The organism is Desulfonispora thiosulfatigenes DSM 11270, from assembly GCF_900176035.1.
Classification (GTDB): Bacteria; Bacillota; Peptococcia; order Peptococcales; family Desulfonisporaceae; genus Desulfonispora; species Desulfonispora thiosulfatigenes.
The window spans coordinates 83,184-100,186 of record NZ_FWWT01000013.1 but is presented as its reverse complement, the minus strand read 5'-3'; the positions used below and the strand labels follow the sequence as shown (position 1 = coordinate 100,186).

17 protein-coding genes and 1 pseudogene are annotated in these 17,003 nt (G+C 32.3%); 16 read left to right on the top strand and 2 right to left on the bottom strand.

The features are described 5' to 3' along the window. Positions 1-5: 5 nt before the first annotated feature. From holB to rsmI, 5 genes and pseudogenes are all read left to right on the top strand, one after another. A complete protein-coding gene (holB, locus tag B8965_RS04165) occupies positions 6-983 on the top strand; it encodes a DNA polymerase III subunit delta' (protein WP_084052605.1) in 978 nt (325 codons plus the stop codon). Positions 984-995: 12 nt separating this feature from the next. Next, positions 996-1,673: pseudogene (locus B8965_RS04160) on the top strand (PSP1 domain-containing protein); the annotation flags it as partial. 95 nt (positions 1,674-1,768) lie between these two features. Then, positions 1,769-2,074, top strand: coding sequence for an initiation-control protein YabA (locus tag B8965_RS04155; protein ID WP_084052603.1), 306 nt, complete (start codon positions 1,769-1,771; stop codon positions 2,072-2,074). Next, a complete protein-coding gene (locus tag B8965_RS04150; protein ID WP_159446264.1) occupies positions 2,047-2,811 on the top strand; it encodes a tRNA1(Val) (adenine(37)-N6)-methyltransferase in 765 nt (254 codons plus the stop codon). Before B8965_RS04155 ends, B8965_RS04150 begins: the two co-directional genes overlap by 28 nt. Continuing rightward, the gene (gene rsmI / locus B8965_RS04145) at positions 2,805-3,638 is read left to right on the top strand and encodes a 16S rRNA (cytidine(1402)-2'-O)-methyltransferase (RefSeq protein WP_084052601.1); all 834 of its coding nucleotides are present in this window, start codon (positions 2,805-2,807) and stop codon (positions 3,636-3,638) included. Before B8965_RS04150 ends, rsmI begins: the two co-directional genes overlap by 7 nt. A gap of 133 nt (positions 3,639-3,771) precedes the next feature. Here rsmI and B8965_RS04140 read toward each other — a convergent pair whose 3' ends face one another. Next, positions 3,772-4,032, bottom strand: a complete 261-nt coding sequence (locus tag B8965_RS04140; RefSeq protein ID WP_084052600.1) for an AbrB/MazE/SpoVT family DNA-binding domain-containing protein — start codon at positions 4,030-4,032, stop codon at positions 3,772-3,774. Between the two features lie 358 nt (positions 4,033-4,390). On the opposite strand from B8965_RS04140, the gene metG reads away from it, so the two are divergent. The 6 genes from metG (at position 4,391) to B8965_RS04110 (ending at position 10,546) form a co-directional block, all read left to right on the top strand. Then, a complete protein-coding gene (gene metG, locus B8965_RS04135; protein WP_084052599.1) occupies positions 4,391-6,346 on the top strand; it encodes a methionine--tRNA ligase in 1,956 nt (651 codons plus the stop codon). Between the two features lie 10 nt (positions 6,347-6,356). Further along, a complete protein-coding gene (locus tag B8965_RS04130; protein ID WP_084052598.1) occupies positions 6,357-7,124 on the top strand; it encodes a TatD family hydrolase in 768 nt (255 codons plus the stop codon). Between the two features lie 208 nt (positions 7,125-7,332). Then, positions 7,333-8,133 carry a 3D domain-containing protein gene (locus B8965_RS12920; protein WP_084052597.1) on the top strand — a complete coding sequence of 267 codons (801 nt, stop codon included), beginning with the start codon at positions 7,333-7,335 and terminating at the stop codon, positions 8,131-8,133. A gap of 58 nt (positions 8,134-8,191) precedes the next feature. Beyond that, on the top strand, positions 8,192-8,752 hold the full coding sequence (rnmV, locus tag B8965_RS04120) for a ribonuclease M5 (RefSeq protein WP_084052596.1): 561 nt from the start codon (positions 8,192-8,194) through the stop codon (positions 8,750-8,752). Continuing rightward, positions 8,743-9,585 carry a 16S rRNA (adenine(1518)-N(6)/adenine(1519)-N(6))-dimethyltransferase RsmA gene (gene rsmA, locus B8965_RS04115; protein WP_084052595.1) on the top strand — a complete coding sequence of 281 codons (843 nt, stop codon included), beginning with the start codon at positions 8,743-8,745 and terminating at the stop codon, positions 9,583-9,585. The genes rnmV and rsmA overlap by 10 nt, the downstream gene beginning before the upstream one ends. Positions 9,586-9,811: 226 nt before the next feature. Next, positions 9,812-10,546 (top strand): cell wall hydrolase, encoded by a 735-nt coding sequence (locus tag B8965_RS04110; RefSeq protein ID WP_084052594.1) that lies wholly within the window; start codon positions 9,812-9,814, stop codon positions 10,544-10,546. Between the two features lie 64 nt (positions 10,547-10,610). On the opposite strand, the gene B8965_RS04105 is transcribed toward B8965_RS04110, so the two are convergent. Then, a complete protein-coding gene (locus B8965_RS04105) occupies positions 10,611-11,414 on the bottom strand; it encodes a glycosyltransferase family 2 protein (RefSeq protein WP_084052593.1) in 804 nt (267 codons plus the stop codon). A 127-nt stretch (positions 11,415-11,541) separates the two neighbouring features. Between B8965_RS04105 and yabG the strand changes: the two genes are divergently transcribed. The 5 genes from yabG to spoIIR all read left to right on the top strand — a co-directional run bounded on the left by yabG (position 11,542) and on the right by spoIIR (position 16,988). Continuing rightward, positions 11,542-12,417: a sporulation peptidase YabG gene (gene yabG, locus B8965_RS04100; protein ID WP_084052592.1), complete on the top strand. Its 876-nt coding sequence runs from the start codon at positions 11,542-11,544 to the stop codon at positions 12,415-12,417. A gap of 161 nt (positions 12,418-12,578) precedes the next feature. Continuing rightward, the gene (locus tag B8965_RS04095; protein ID WP_084052591.1) at positions 12,579-12,854 is read left to right on the top strand and encodes a Veg family protein; all 276 of its coding nucleotides are present in this window, start codon (positions 12,579-12,581) and stop codon (positions 12,852-12,854) included. A 212-nt stretch (positions 12,855-13,066) separates the two neighbouring features. Continuing rightward, positions 13,067-14,503: a CAP domain-containing protein gene (locus tag B8965_RS12740; RefSeq protein ID WP_242941924.1), complete on the top strand. Its 1,437-nt coding sequence runs from the start codon at positions 13,067-13,069 to the stop codon at positions 14,501-14,503. A gap of 118 nt (positions 14,504-14,621) precedes the next feature. Further along, positions 14,622-16,211, top strand: a complete 1,590-nt coding sequence (locus B8965_RS04080) for a DUF3794 and LysM peptidoglycan-binding domain-containing protein (protein ID WP_084052590.1) — start codon at positions 14,622-14,624, stop codon at positions 16,209-16,211. A 117-nt stretch (positions 16,212-16,328) separates the two neighbouring features. After that, positions 16,329-16,988 (top strand): stage II sporulation protein R, encoded by a 660-nt coding sequence (gene spoIIR, locus B8965_RS04075; protein ID WP_084052589.1) that lies wholly within the window; start codon positions 16,329-16,331, stop codon positions 16,986-16,988. Positions 16,989-17,003: the final 15 nt, after the last annotated feature.

Genomic DNA, 17,003 nt, shown 5'->3' with positions numbered 1-17,003 from the left:
ACAAAATGAGTTTTGAAAATATTAAAGGACAAGATAGAGCAATTTCCTTACTAAAAAAAAGCATTTTAAATAAAAGGATTGCTCATGCTTACCTTTTTACGGGTATTGAGGGAATTGGTAAGAAAACTAGCGCATTAGCTCTAGCAAAAGCTCTTAATTGTCTCGAACCCATAAATGGGGGAGGTTGCCAGGAATGTCTTAGTTGTCGTAAAATTGAAAGTGGCAATCATCCAGATGTTAAAATAATTGAGCCCGATGGCACTTCTATCAAAATAGAACAAATTAGGGAACTCAGAAATAAAGTTTTTTTTATGTCGTATGAAGGTAATTACAAGGTTATAATTTTAGATGATGCTCATTTAATGACTATAGAAGCTTTTAATAGTTTATTAAAGGTATTAGAAGAACCACCGCAAAAAACAATTTTTATTTTAATAACTGATAAACCTCAGCAATTACCAGACACTATTCTTTCAAGATGTCAAAATATACAATTTATGCCTCTGGATTCTAAAATAATTAAAGAATTAATCACCACACAAAATCCTGAATGCCCAGATAATATTGAAATATTTTCTAAACTAGCAAGAGGGTCACTGAAAAAAGCAAGTGAAGTCTTAAATGAAGGTGAGCTTCAGCTAATGAGAAAAGAGCTCTTAGAAATATTAACAGAAATAAAAACTATGTCGTTATCCCATATTTTGTTATGGTGTAATAAATGGGAAAAAGATCGCAAAGGTGTTAAAGTATTATTAGAGCTGATTCAATTTTGGTTTAGAGATCTTTTAATATGGAAAACAACTAATGATGAAAGTTTAATTATCAATTATGATTATATGGAATCTTTAAAACAAGATGCCTTAGGACTAGATGAAATATACAATGCCTTAAAATTAATTCACAAGGGTTTACGAGATTTAAATAGCAATGTAAATCCAAGGTTATTATTAGATGTATTGCTCCTAAAAATAAAAAGTGCTTAAAGGGGGGAAATTATGACCACTGTTATAGGTGTTCGTTTTAAAGCAGCAGGAAAAATCTATTTTTTTGATCCAGATACAATGGAAGTTAAAAAAGATGATAGCGTTATAGTTGAGACTGCTAGAGGAATAGAATTTGGGGATGTAGTAATTGGACCACGAGATGTTGAAGAAAAAGAGTTAGTTTTACCTTTAAAAAAGGTAATGAGAATCGCAACTGAAGAAGATAAGGTTAAGGTGAAGGATAACTTTAGAAGATCTCAGGATGCTTTTAAAGTTTGCGTAGATAAAATTGCTCATCATAAATTACCTATGAAATTAGTTGATGTGGAATTCACCTTTGATAATAGCAAGATAATTTTCTTTTTTACTGCTGAAGGTCGGGTTGATTTTAGAGAATTAGTAAAAGACTTAGCAGCAATTTTTAGGACAAGGATAGAATTAAGACAAATAGGTGTTCGTGATGAAGCAAAAATGGTTGGTGGCATAGGCCCTTGTGGGAGAGTATTATGTTGCAAATCCTTTTTAGGTGACTTTGATCCAGTTTCAATAAAAATGGCTAAAGAGCAAAGTTTATCTTTAAATCCAACTAAGATTTCAGGGGTTTGTGGTAGATTAATGTGTTGTTTGAAGTATGAAAATGATAATTATCAAAACTGTGATAAATGTGAAAAATGCGATAAGGTTCCAAAGGATATAGAATTAGAAAAAGATGAAATTATTGATTTAAGTGAATTAGAAGATTAATATATTCTATTTTTCTGTGATGGCATTGGGGGAAGGTATTTATGAATGTTAATGAAAGTTTAATTGAAATTGAAAAGCAGTTAAGCAAAATATTGGAAGAAGTAAAGACCTTAAAAATGCATGCCTATGCCTTGGAAGAGGAAAACAAAAAGTTGAAAATGGAATTATGTCAATATCCTGAGGAAACTAAGAAAACTGTGCAGGATAATGTAAAGAAAATTCAGGGAGAGGCATATGAAAATTTAGTGAAGTTATATAATGAAAACTTCCATATTTGTCATTTGCATTTTGGACAAACTCGTAAAGGGGATTGCTTGTTTTGCATGGGATTTTTGGGGAAAATGTAGAGATTAAAGATGATGAAACTATTGATGATTTAAAATTACAAGGTTTAAGGATTATTCAAAAGAAAAAGGGTTTTAGATTTGCTATTGATGCAGTTTTATTAGCTCATTTTGCTACTATTAAAAAAAGGGACCAAGTAATAGACTTAGGAACAGGTACAGCTGTAATTCCTTTATTAATGAGCACAAGACAAGAGGATCTTAAGCTTACAGGAGTAGAAATCCAAAGTGAAATAGTAGAAATGGCAAATAGAAGTATAGTATTTAATAAGCTGGATAATATAAAGATTATCGAAGCTGACTTAAACCTATTGGATAGCTCTTTGAATCAAAGATTTAATCTCGTAGTTTCAAATCCCCCTTACTTTCCTTTAAATGGGGGGAAAGTAAGCTCCCTAGGAGCAGAAGCAATTGCAAGACATGAAATTAAATGCAATTTAAGACAAGTAGTGCAAGTAGCGGCAAAATTAATAAAAGGACAAGGTCGTTTTGCTTTGATTCATAAGGCAGAGAGATTAGGAGAAATATTTAGTGAATTTGAAAAGGCAAAAATCATTCCTAAAAGACTACAAATGGTGCATTCCGGTCTAAAAAGGGGAGCAACATTAGTATTAGTCGAAGGACAAAGAGACGTTAAGGTTGGTTTAGAAATTTTAAAGCCTTTAATAATTTATAATGAAGATGGATATTATTCAAGAGACATATTAGAAATATACGATGGTGGTGGAGACCAATGTTAGAAAGAGGTCGACTTTTTTTATGTGCAACACCGATTGGAAATTTGCAGGATATCACCCTAAGGGTGTTAGAAACCTTGAAAACAGTGGATTTAATCGCATGCGAGGATACTAGACAAACCAGAAAGCTTTTAAATCATTTTGAAATAAATACTTCCTTAACAAGTTATTATGAACATAACAAGGATTTTAAAGGTGAGATCCTCATTAAGGAACTGTTAGAGGGCAAAAATATTGCTTTAGTTTCAGATGCAGGTATGCCAGGAATCCAAGATCCGGGACATGATTTAGTTAAAGATTGTATTAGGGAAAATATTGAGGTAACAGTTTTACCAGGGGCAGTTGCGGCCATCACAGGACTTGTAGTTTCAGGACTTTCAAGTGAAAGGTTTTGCTTTGAAGGATTTGTACCCCGAGATAAGAAGGCAAAGAGGGAAATTTTTAGTAATCTATTATTAGAAGAAAGAACAATTATCTTTTACGAGGCGCCTCATAGAATATTAAATACCTTACAAATTATGTTGGAAGTTTTTAAAGATAGGCAAATAGTTGCATGCAGAGAACTGACAAAGAAATATGAGGAAGTTTTTAGGGGAACTATTCAGGAAGTCTGGAATCATTTTAATGAAAAGGAAATTAAGGGTGAGTTTACATTAATTATTGAAGGCGCAAAAATTATTAAAGTAGAAAAGGGTCTAGACTGGGCGATTGAAAAAGCGCAGGAATTGATTATGGAAGGAATTTCACCTAAAGAAGCTGTTAAACAAGTAGCCAAGGAAGCAGATATTAAAAAAAGAGATTTATATGAGGTAATAATGGTAAAAAAATAAACAGATGATTTCATCTGTTTTTTGCTTATGTACATCTACGGATCTCAACCATAGATAACAGTTTCTAAACCTCACATGATTAATCTGAATTTTAGAAACTGTTTATATGTATTTCTAACGATATAATCTTTTATTAACCAACTTGAGAATCTGCATTTACGCCTAAAGTATGTGCGCATTCACGACAAACTAATTTACCTTTAAATGTTTGTACAAAATCAGCACTATTACAGAAAACACAAGCAGGTTCATATTTTTTAAGGATAATCTTTTCATCATCAACATAAATTTCTAAAGCATCTTTTTCTTCAATACCCATAGTACGACGAAGTTCGATTGGAATAACTACCCTTCCTAACTCGTCCACCTTACGTACAACTCCTGTAGATTTCATAATTAAATCTCTCCTCTCAACATAAATCGACTTTTTATGACAAATGCTTAACTAGATGATACCAACAATTCCATTTATAGTCAAGTATTTTCTAGAATATTGTAAAATAAATAAATGATTTATTTATATTCGCGCAATTCTGCATAAAAGGTCTAAAAGTTAACATAAGGTAAGTTATTTTGCTCGATTATAAGGTAAGATAAACAGAATATGTTACCAACATAGGGATAATAATGTATTAATAAATGATAAATATGGTATTATATAAAAATAGCCTTTATGGAATAAGGGGTTAAGTTAATTACTAGCTACTATAAATGAAGGTCATAAATTTTAGTCTTATAAGGAGGAAATTTTGATGGAGAATAAAAAAACCTTTTATATTACTACTCCTATTTATTATCCAAGTGCGAACTTACATATAGGACATGCTTTAACTACTGTTATGGCAGATGCTATATCTAGATATAAAAGAATGCGTGGATTTGATGTAATGTTTTTGACAGGTTCTGATGAGCACGGTCAAAAGATTGAAAGAACTGCCAAGGAAAAAGGGGTAAAACCTATAGAGTATGTAGATAAAATTGTAGCTGGTTTTGAGGAGTTATGGAAAAGGCTACATATTTCAAATGATGATTTTATTAGAACAACCCAAAAACGTCATCAAGATGTAGTACAGGATATTTTCAAAAAGATTTATGAAAATGGCGATATCTATAAATCAGAGTATGAGGGAAAATATTGTACTCCTTGCGAAACATTTTTTACGGAAAGACAATTAGCAGAAGGAAACTGTCCTGATTGCGGTCGTCCAGTTGAAACAATTAAAGAAGAAAGCTATTTCTTTAAAATGAGTAAATATCAAGATAAATTATTAGCTCACATTGAAAATAATCCGGATTTTATTGAGCCTGTTTCTAGACGTAATGAAATGATTAATTTCATAAAACAAGGTTTAGAAGACTTATGTATCTCAAGGACTACCTTTGATTGGGGTATACCTGTGCCTTTAGATGAAAAGCATGTAATTTATGTGTGGTTTGATGCATTAACAAATTACATTTCAGCATTAAATTATGGAATGGAAAATGATGAATTATATCAAAAATTCTGGCCAGCAGATATCCATTTAGTAGGTAAGGATATTGTTCGATTCCATACTATTATTTGGCCTACGATCTTAATGGCAGCAGATATCTCTTTACCAAAAAAAATCTATGGTCATGGTTGGCTTTTACTTGATAATGGCAAAATGTCAAAATCAAAGGGAAATGTAGTCGACCCTAATGTGCTTATTGATAAATATGGCGTTGATGCGATTAGGTTTTATTTACTTAGAGAAATTCCAGCTGGTGCAGATGGGTTTTATTCAGAGGAATCCTTTGTACAAAGATATAATATGGATTTAGCGAATGATTTTGGGAATTTAGTTTCTAGAACAGTTGCTATGATAGATAAATATTTTGGGGGTACTGTCCCTGTAGGAAACACAAAGGGAGATTTTGATGATAGTTTAATCGAATTAAGTATAAAGACTTCAAGTGATGTAGAAAATAATGTGGAAAAGCTAGACTTTGCTAATGCATTAGCAGCTATTTTCAAGTTGATAGGTAGAGCAAATAAATATATAGATGAAACTACCCCTTGGATATTAGCTAAAGATGAAAATCAAAAGGATAGACTGGGAACAGTTTTATATAATTTATTAGAAACGATTAGAATTTCAACTATACTTTTAAAACCATTCATGCCAGTATTACCTGAAAAGGTATCAGAGCAAATTGGGATGAACATAGATGAATATTCTTGGGATGATAGCAAGGTCTGGGGTAAATTAACTACCGGGATTAAAGTATGTAAAAAAACAGCAATTTTTCCAAGGGTTGACCCTAAATTACTAGAAAATACTGAGCCCAATACTAATACTGTTTCTAAAGAAGTTTCGAAACCTATACAAGAAAAGGCTGAGGATCTAGAATTAGCCCCAGAAGTTAGCATAGATGATTTTGCAAAGTTAGATTTACGAATTGTAGAAGTTTTAACTGTTGAAAAGGTACCTAAGACTGATAAATTATTAAAATTTGAGGTTAAATTAGGCGATGAAGTTAGAACAGTAGTGTCAGGCATCGCCAAACATTATGATCCAGCAGAATTAGTAGGTAAAAAGGTTGTTTTAGTAGCAAACTTAAAACCTGTTAAATTAAGAGGGATTATTTCTCAAGGAATGATTTTAAGTGCATCAAGTCTGAAGGATGATATGTTAGAGGTTTTAAGTATTAATAAAGAACTTCCTTCTGGCAGTAGGGTTAAATAGGAGGGTTAAAATGTTATTTGATACTCATGCCCATCTAGAAGATAAAAGATTTGCAGATGATTATGAACAAGTAATCAAGCGAGCAAAAGAAGCTGGGGTAAAATATATTTTAGATGTAGGCTGTGACGAAGAAGGTGCAAAAAAGGCTGTATTTTTAGCTGATAATTTTCCAAATGTTTATGCAGCTATAGGGCTTCATCCTCATGATGCAAAAATAGGGGATGAAAGATTATGGCAGGAATTTTATAAATTAGCAGAGCATCCAAAGGTAGTAGCTTTAGGTGAAATGGGATTAGACTATTATTATGATTATTCGCCTAGAGAAGTCCAACAAGAAGTATTTAGAAGGCAAATACAGATGGCTAAAGAATTAAATAAACCCATTATTGTACATGATAGAGAAGCACATCAGGATAGCTTTGATATTGTGGTAGAAGAAGGGGCTAAAGAAGTAGGTGGCGTTTTTCATGCATACTCAGGGAGCATAGAAATGGCCAAAGAAATCATGAAATTGAATTTTTATATTTCGATAGGGGGTCCAGTTACCTTTAAAAATGCTAATAAGCTTTTAAATGTAGCTGAGTTTATACCTTTGGATAGATTATTAATTGAAACGGATTGTCCTTACCTAACCCCACATCCTCATAGAGGCAAAAGAAATGAGCCAGCCTATGTGAAACTCGTAGCAGAAAAGATTGCTGAACTTAAAGGAATCACCTTTGAAGAAGTAGCAAAGGCTAGTTTAGAAAATGCTAAAAGGTTATTTAAGATACAATAATTAAAAAAGCTGAACTTTGAAAGAATTCTTAGCATAAGAAAACTTAAAGAGGACAGCTTTTTTTCGTGCATTTAAAATCCATTTCAAGCAATGTTTTTTATGTTTGTGCCCTATTTACAAGGGTTTGAGGCCTTTTTAGAAACTTTTTTTGTATATTTTTGGGTTTATTGGGATATACATATAGTAGGGTCTTATAAAGGAGGATTATATGAAGAAAATAAGTTGGCTAGTTGTTATTATGTGCTTAACGATGATTATCTTCAATCAACCCTTAATGAAATTAGGTGCAAGTTTAAATGTTGATACGGGTATTACCCATTATCAATTGGTTGTTGATGGTGTAAAAAAAGATATCTATACTTTTAATAAAGATATTAATGAAATTTTAGAAAAAGAAGAGATTGAATTAAAAAATAAAGATTACATAGCTAAAAATATTGTAGACAAAAAAACAAAAATTGAAGTTATCAGATGTCATGAAGAATTTATTGAAGAAAAGCAAGAAATAGCTTATGAGAAAGAAGTTAAATATGATAAGGAAATAAAAAAAGGTGTTAGAAATATTGTAGAGCAGGGTGAAACTGGTGAAAAGGTAATTCAGTATGGAGTAGTTTATGAAAATGGTAAGGAAAAAGAAAGATATGTAAAAGATGAAAAGGTAATTAAAGAGCCTAAAAAAGAAGTTATTGTAGAAGGTCAAAAAGAGGTTATAGTTGTAGCCTCAAGATCTAATTTAACTGCAAAACAAGTATTAACAATGCGTTCTACTGCTTATACTCATACAGGAAATAGAACTGCAACAGGAACATATCCGGGAGTAGGGACAATAGCAGTTGATCCTAGAGTTATTCCTTTGGGAACTAGAGTCTTTGTAGAAGGGTATGGAAATGCTGTTGCCAGAGATACTGGTGGAGCAATTAAAGGAAATATTATAGATGTGTTTTTAAACTCCAAAGGTGAATGTAATAAATGGGGTAGAAGAACAGTAAAAGTATATATTTTAGATTAACCATAATTTATGATAAGATAAACACTAGGCAATGAATTTAGTTAAAAGGGGAAACACGATGATTAAAGAAGTAATCGTAGTAGAGGGGAAAGACGACATTCAAGCTGTCAAAAGAGCTGTGGATGCACAAATGATTTGCACTAGTGGAATGGGCATTACCAAAGATACAATAATTAAAATACAAAGAGCTTCAGAGCGTTGTGGAATTATTATCCTTACTGATCCAGATTACCCAGGGGAAAGAATACGCTCAATAATAAGCCAAAAGGTAAAAAATTGTAAGCAAGCTTATGTAACAAAAAGTCAGGCAAGATGCAAAAAGACTGGAAAAATTGGTGTGGAATACGCAAATCCTGAGGATATTATAAAAGCTCTAGAAGGAGCTAAAGCGGAGCATAAAACATATGAAGTAGTTTTTACTGAATTTGATCTCATGCAGTGGAATTTAGTCGGCCCACCAGCAGGAAACAAACGTAGGGAAAAGCTAGGTAATATTTTAGGAATCGGAAAAACAAATGCTAAACAGTTTTTACGCAGATTAAATGCATATGATATATCTAAAGAAGAAGTAGAAAAAGGTTTAGCGCAGTTAGAGGGGTCGGAAAAGGTATGCAATTAAAGGAATTATTAAATAAACATAAGTTTAGGTTTAAAAAGCGCTTTGGTCAAAATTTCATATCAGATCCAGGAATTTTAGATAAAATAGCTAGGTCAGCTGATATTGATAGTGAAGATATCATTGTAGAAATTGGTCCAGGTGCGGGTACTTTAACAAGGGTCTTAGCCAAAGGGGCTAAAAGAGTAATTGCAATTGAAATAGATAAAGATTTAATTCCGGTATTAGAAGAAAGTTTAGCTGATTTAGAAAATGTAACAGTTATCCAAGGAGATGCTTTAAAGGTTGATTTAGATCAATTAGTTTATGACGAATTAGGGAAGAAAATAAAATATAAAATAGTAGCTAATTTACCTTACTATATTACCACACCTCTTATTATGCACTTTTTAGAAAGTGAGTTTAATATCGAGAGAATAATAATTATGGTTCAAAAGGAAGTAGCTGAGAGATTAAAAGCAAATCCTGGGACTAAAGAATATGGAGCTATCACGGTAGGCGTAAATTTAATGGCAGAGGTTAGCCTTTCATTTATTGTACCAAGACATATTTTTATCCCAGCACCAGAAGTAGATTCGGCTATTATTGATTTGAAAGTAAGGGATCAATCACCCTTTGTGGTGAATGATAACAAGGTATTTAGGAAATTAGTGCGAGCTGCATTTAATCAAAGAAGAAAAACTTTAGCCAATGCTTTAAAGGTGTTAGGTGTAGAAAAGGAAAAGATTGAAAATATTTTACTAAGTTGCGATATAGACCCTAAAAGAAGAGGTGAAACTCTTTCGTTAGAGGAATTTGCAAGAGTATCTAATAAATTAATTGAAATTGAACAATAATATTGGTATAGGTACAATAATATTACTGACATCGATATTGCCAAGCACCTCAAATAATAAAATGTTTATTATTTGAGGTGCTTTATTATGGAAAAATTCCAAGAAATTATGGAAATAAAATAAAATATATTGAACAACATGGTTATGCTTCCATTATCTTTGTAATGAATTTGCCACCAACCTTGTTTATAATCAACATAGTTTCAATAAAGTTGGAGGTGGAAGTTTGCGATTTACAAGAATAGTTGTTTTGTTAATTTTGTTAATGGGAATATCATCCCCTGTACTAGCTTATGATTATGTTGTTAAATCAGGAGACACTCTTTTTAAAATTGGACTTGCTCATAATATGAGTTATGAGAACCTTAAAAAGGCTAATGGTTTAACTAGTGACTATATTGAACCAGGTTATATAATCAATATCCCTAATAAAACTTATAAGGTACAAAAAGGGGATAGTTTAGCTGGAATTTGTAAAAAGTTTGGCGTTTCTATAGCTGAAGTAAAAAGAGTGAATGGCCTTAAGAGCGAATGCTTTAATCCAGGTACAGTATTAATCATCCCTACGAAGCCTGTTACCCCTTCAAGAAGTGGAGTAACATATGCGACAGCTGAAGAAATAGACCTTTTAGCTAGAGCTGTATATAGTGAAGCTAGAGGAGAACCTTATAGTGGACAAGTTGCTATAGCTGCTGTTATTTTGAATAGAGTAAAAAGTCCTGAATTTCCAAATACAATAAAAGGTGTAATTTTTCAGCCTTGGGCATTTACTGCTATCAATGATGGACAATTTTGGTTAACTCCAAATGCAACAGCTTATAAAGCAGTAAGAGATGCATTAAATGGATATGATCCATCTAAGAAAGCAATATTTTATTGGAATCCAGTAACGGCTACTAATAAATGGGTATGGACTAGACCTATTCATTTACAACTAGGAAAACACGTATTTGCAACTTAAGAAAACTGCTCCTTGTGAAAAACCTTTCTAATAAAAGGGATGTCACAGGAGCAGTTTTTTTAGATTATTTCATGGGCAAATTTAAATGGTGCAAATATTTTTCTAGTAAATCAAAACGACGAGTAGGATGATAACCTAAATAAAGGTCTCTACTATTATTCGAATAAGGATTATTATCTATATAATTTATAGCTTGTAGACAATCTCCAATAATAGTTTGTGCGATTAAATCACTATGTTTCTGATTGCGTTCAGATGATAAAAGTAGTTTATGATCAATGGATGTAACTACCTTTATATATAATCCTTTTTGGGCAGCTATTGCTAAACTAAGTGGGGGTATTGCTAAAGAATAAAAGGGAATTAATTGTAGTAGTTTTCTTGAAATAGCATGAGGACCATGACTAGGTGTAGAAATCCCTAAGTTTGGGAATAATCCTATTTCTTTATTTAGCTTTTCTCTATATTTGGAGACAGTACTAGCAAGTGGATGGCGATAATTAATATAAGGGTAACAGTTAGTTAGAGCCATATCTATTCCATCGTTTTGAACAGCATAAATTAATTTATTTAAATTGTTAGCAATATTGCCAATCATATCCCCATCTAAAAACATGATAACATTTGAACCGATTTTATAAGCATAAGCTGCCCCAATTGCTCTTGGTATATCAATTCCTAAAGGAGTAGAGTAGCGGATTAATTTAATTTTATGCAGTAGGGGGTGACCAAGTATTTTGTTTTTTGTTTGGTCGATACACCCATTAATCACCACAATAATAATATCAGCAGCTAAAAAGGAACAGGTATCCAATACTTTTGCGATCCTGTTTTCTTCATTTTTAGCCGGTATGACTATAGCAACCATTGTCCCTCCCCCCTCATGTATCTTCTTTCCTAGGATATAATATGTAATAAATTAATGATAAGTGATTTTAACACCCTTTTAAGTAAAAGCTCATAGTATAAGTAAGGATACTTTTGGGGGGGTTTGGATGGATAAGATCAGGGTAGGAGATATAGTTGCACGCAAATCACATAGTCAAGATATATTGTTTAAAGTGGAAAGATTAATTGGAAATGATGAAAGAGCTACTGCTTTATTAAGGGGTATGGAGGTTAGATTATATGCAGATGCACCTTTAGTGGATCTTGAGAAAAAAAATCCGACAGAAGTGAGAGCTTACAGACAAGACTTTATTAAAAAAAATGCTGAAATGGTAACAAGAATTTTTCAAAGGAGAGCAGTTGATTCTGAAAAAAATTTAGGCAGGGGAAATATTTATAAAAAATCAAGTACAGCAGAAACCTTCGAGTTACCAGGAAAAGTTCTTCATATAGATGGGGATAAAGAATATTTGGATTTATGCATGACTACTTATTCCCAACTAAAAATTAAGGCTAAAGGAATACATGCTCCTGAGTCTCAACATCCTGATGTGGTCAGCAAATATTTACCTAAGTTCATTCCTGATATATTAGTTATAACCGGTCATGATGGATTGCATAATAGTAAAAAAGATTTTGGAGATGTAAATAATTATCGACATTCTAAGTATTTTATAGAAGCGGTAAGAAGGGCACGTGAATTTGAACAAGGCAAAGATGACCTAATTATATTTGCAGGAGCTTGTCAGTCCCATTATGAAGCTTTGATAGGAGCAGGGGCGAACTTTGCTTCATCCCCACATAGGGTAATGATTCATGCTTATGATCCTGTATTCATAGTTGAAAAGTTGGCTTACTCATCTATATATGATGTCATTTCTGTGAAGGATATTATAGATAATACTATTACAGGTATAGAGGGGGTAGGGGGAGTAGATACTAGAGGAAGGTTAAGAATAGGATATCCAAAGTCCCCTTATTAATTTAAAGAATATTTTCCAAGAAAAGGATTAAGAAAATTCCAATTCTTAAAATTATATAATTGACGTCAAATAATTTGTCATGTATAATATAAAGTTTATTTGACAAATCATCTTCTAGATGCTATACTTACAATTGTACGTTAGGGAAGGAAGGTGATTTTGTGTCCGCAAGAAAAGTTTTAGCTGGCATTAAGGAAGACCTACAACCTTATGTTGGAACAGAGATTAGACTTAAGGCTAATCGTGGCAGAAAAAAAATTGTAGAAAAAGCTGGAGTGTTAGAAAGTACGTATCCTAACATCTTTGTTGTTAAAGTAAATGAAAGATCTGTGGAAAGGAGAATATCCTTTAGTTACGCAGATATTCTAACAGAAGCAGTAATTTTAACTGTTAGTAAAGAAGGAAAAGATGTGACTTTCATTCAAGGAAAGGCATAAAAAAACGACATTTCATTGAAATGTCGTTTTTTTTTATCCCTAAAATAATATTGCACTTATTTACCATCGCATATTAATTTAATGAAAATAGCATCTAAAGAGGTTAAAACTTAATCATAACCTTGTCTAAATGATCATCAAGAGGGCATATAGGGTTTGTCTAAATGATAAGATATACATACAATAAAGCTTATTAAAAAGGGGGGTTACATTTGAATAATAAGAAGTTGTTAGCTTATTTATTAGTTTTTGCTTTTATATTTTCTGTTTTACCAACAGTCGCATTTGCAAAGGACGTAGCACCAAATAGTTTAGAACAACAAATGTTAAATTACGTGAATGAAGCGAGAAAAGTTCAAGGTTTAAAGCCACTTCAAATGAATAATGAATTAGTAAATCTTGCACGTTTAAAGTCTCAGGATATGATAGATAAAAATTATTTTTCACACACTTCACCAACATACGGGAGTCCATTTGATATGTTAAAAAACAATGGTATTACCTACAGAACTGCAGGTGAAAATATAGCCGGTAATAATGATGTCCAAGGTGCACATAATTCACTAATGAACTCACAGGGGCATAGAAGAAATATTTTAAATAGTGCTTTTACTCATGTAGGAATTGGTATAGTTAAAGGTGGACCTTATGGAATGATGATAACTCAAATTTTCGTAGGAAATCCTAACTTTGCGCAAAATTCCGAGCCTACTAAACCAGAACCAACACCTAAACCAGAGGTGAAGCCTGAACCAACTCCAGAGCCTAAACCTGAAGTAAAACCAACTCCAAAGCCGGAGCCTAAGCCAGAAGTTAATCCAAATGGAGAGACTAATCAAAATTTAGTAAAAACTTTAGAAGGTTTAATTAATGGAGAAAGAAAAAAAGCAGGTCTTAGCCCTTTAACATTAAAAGCAGATTTATCTGATGTTGCACAGTTAAAGGCAGATGATATGGTTACTAAAGGATATTTATCAGCATTTTCTAAAACCTATGGCACAACTACAGATATTTTAAAAAGTAAAAGTATCGCTTTTGATAAAGTAAATGAAAGCATTGTAAGGGCGTATGATCTTAATGCTGCTCATAAAGCTTTAATGAACTCAAGTAGGGATAAAAATAATATTTTAAATACTGAATATAAAGAATTAGGACTTGGGATTGCAAAGGATAAAGCTAATAGATACACAATTGTAGAAGTTTTTATCAAACCGCAAAGTAAGACTACTACAAATCCAGAGCAAACTGTAACTAAGCCAAGTAATACTAATAATTTAGAGCAAGAAATGTTAACATTAATTAATGCTGAAAGAGCTAAAAGTGGATTAAAACCATTAGTTATGGATGCTAAGTTAGTAGAATTAGCTAAATTAAAGTCTCAAGATATGATTGATAAAAATTATTTTTCACACACTTCTCCTACATATGGATCTCCATTTGATATGATGAAGAAATATGGGGTTACGTACAGAACAGCAGGAGAAAACTTAGCAGGTAATCAAAGTGTAGCAGCAGCTCATCAGGCTTTAATGAATTCTGAGGGACATAGAAGAAATATTCTAAATCCTAACTTTACTCATATCGGTATTGGAATAGTAAAGGGTGGACCTTATGGAATGATGTTTACTCAAATGTTTGTTGGAAGATAAGTATAAAAGGTAAGGATATTAGAAGGGGATTTTTCCTCTTCTATTTTTTTTGGAACATTTAAACCTCCCATACATATATTGTATTGAGACATTATATTGGAGGGAGGACTTTTTTTTCATGGCTATTGCCCAAAACAAAACGAGAATAAAAGTGCAACACGTGGTAGGGGAAGGGATGGCACAAGTTGATGTTGTGCGTGAATTTGAATTAGATGATGTAGCAAGAAAAATTGTTGATGTAGATGCTGAGATTGTAGAGTTAGATTATGAAATATTACCTAATAAGGTAATTGTAAAAGGTGTTTTACACAAACAAATTTATTATGTAGCGCATGATGATTATGTAGTAAAAGAAAAAACTATTATGAGGGAAGAATTTACTGATTTTGTGCATATTAAAGGTGCAAAACCTGATATGGAAGCAATGATAGATGCTAGTGTTGTGTATGTTAATACCAGTCCATCAAATGGTGAATTTCCAACAGACAAATTTCAACAAAACGCAGTTTTAAGTGTTAACGTAAAAGTATATGAGTTAGTACAATTAGACGTTGTTACAGATGTAACTGGTCCTAATATTAGTGCAACTAAGGATTCTTTTAATGTAGAAAATGTAGTAGGGGAAAATGAAAAACAAGTAACCATTTCTGCGGAACATGGATTAAAGAATCCAGCACGTAAAATTTATGATATGGATGCAGTTTGTCGTGATTTAGATTATGAAGTTTTACCTGGAAAAGTAATTGTCAAAGGTGTTTTACACAAACAGGTTTACTATGTAGATGCTGACTATGATACCGTTCAAGAACAAAGCTTAAACGAAGATTTTTCAGTAATCCTAAATGTTCCTGATGCAGAACCGGGTATGGATGTTTATACTAAATGTAAAATTGAGTTTTGTGAAGCTAAATTACTCCGAAAGGATAAAGTAAAAACTAGCTGTATTTTATATGTTTTTGCAAAGGTGACAGAGGTTAAGGAGTTAGATTTAGTAGTAGATGTTATCGGAGCTAACACTGATAAAGAAAAAATAAGAATAGAAAATATATTAGGTAAAGAGTGTAAGCAAGAAAATGTTAATCAATCCTTAACTCCTATGGAAGATCATTGCAAAAAGGATATTAAAAAGGCGAGAAACTTAACTGCGAAATTACGTGATGTAACGTATGAAAAAATTAAAGATAAAATAATCGTAAAAGGTAATGTGCATGTGCAGGCTTATTATGTTGCGTGTGATACATCAAATACTTTAAGGGAAACAAGTGCTGATATTCCATTTACTTCTTTTGTACACTTTGATGGAGTAACTGAAGATACCATGGTTGATGTTACTTCACGAGTAGAATATACAGACTTAAAGGTAGAAGGAAAACCATGTTCTGATGATTCTAAATTAAGAGCAGTAGCTATCTTAGAAATATGTGTGCGTGCTTTTGAAATGAAGGATTTTGAAGTGGTAACAGATGTTGTAAATGGTGGTACTCCACCTGTAACTCCAGTTCCACCAGTAGAAGTTTGCCCACCATCAGGATATTACTCTTATGTTATTAAAGCAGGGGATACTTTAGCTAAAGTAGCTGCAGCTTATCAATCAAGAGTTCCTGGTCTTACTTGGAAGGATATTGTAAGTGCTAATCCGGGAATTAGGCCTAATAATTTACAAATAGGTCAAACAATTAAAGTTCCTTGCGTAGTAGGTAAGGGCTAGGTTAATGATAGTAGAACCACCCTAGGGTGGTTCTTTTTTGAAAATATTTTCAAAATTATGATTAAGTTAATTTTTCCCTGTCAATACTAAGATTATCAGAGGACAGGGGGAATTAAAATGAAAAAATTATTAATTATCGCAATTATTCAATTTTTATTCTTAAATAGTATTATTAGTTCAGCAGGAGAACCAGTAGGTAATGACAATGATAGTTTAATTAGACTTCATGTATTAGCTAATAGTGATAGTCAGGCTGATCAAGATTTAAAGTATAAGGTTAAAGATGAAATTGTAAAACAGTTTGGACCAAGGCTGGCTAATAATAAAAATATAGATGAAACAAGAGCATATTTAGATGAACATTTACCCGAAATAGAACAAGTGGCTAAAGAAAAGTTAATTAGTCTGGGTAGTGATTATGATGTACATACTGAAATAGGAAATTTTAATTTTCCGACAAAATATTATGGAGATTTTAGTTTACCAGCCGGAGAATACGAAGCACTGAGAGTTGTAATTGGTAATGGCAGCGGAGCTAATTGGTGGTGTGTACTATTTCCTCCTATGTGTTTTGTTCAAAAGGAAGAATCAAGTGAAATTAAAAATGGCTATTCTGTGCCATTAGCAGGTAATAATGAAATCGCGGGGAGTAATGAAGGTCAGGAAAATTTGAGTGAAAATGAAGGCGTTAAAAATAAAGAATCTCATGAAAATCAAATAGTTATTAAATTTAAATTATTAGAATGGATCCAAGAAGGGATAGCTAAAATATCTTAGTCAATAAATTGAGTA